The organism is Methylobacterium sp. A54F, from assembly GCF_053346035.1.
On sequence record NZ_JBKFBF010000154.1, the window covers coordinates 1 to 299 of the forward strand.

The following is a 299-nucleotide window of genomic DNA, read 5'->3' on the forward strand; positions in this document are numbered from 1 at the left end:
GCTCCGGGCGCGGCTGCACCCCCGGTTGCGAAACCGGTGCCGGCGGCGGCGCCGCGGAGCCGATGGCGAGCCCGCCGGGATCGCGCAGGCCGGCGGGCCGCATGAGCGCCGCGAGCATCTCCTCGATCTCGACCGGCACCCCGGCTTCCTCGATTTCCAGGACGATGAGGGCCAGATCCTCGGCGCCCAGGGCGGCGATCGGGAGATGTTCGCGCAGGTCCTCCGGCGTCAGCCCCCCACGCTGCCGCCCGAGGTCGATGAGACGGTCGAGGACCGCCCGGTCGAGGCCCGGCGTCACC

At 75.6% G+C, this 299-nt stretch carries 1 protein-coding gene; it reads right to left on the reverse strand.

What is annotated here, in order from left to right:
* A partial coding sequence (locus ACLBXP_RS25750) for an RNA polymerase sigma factor region1.1 domain-containing protein (RefSeq protein ID WP_447670646.1) occupies nucleotides 1-299 on the reverse strand: 299 nt, incomplete at both ends.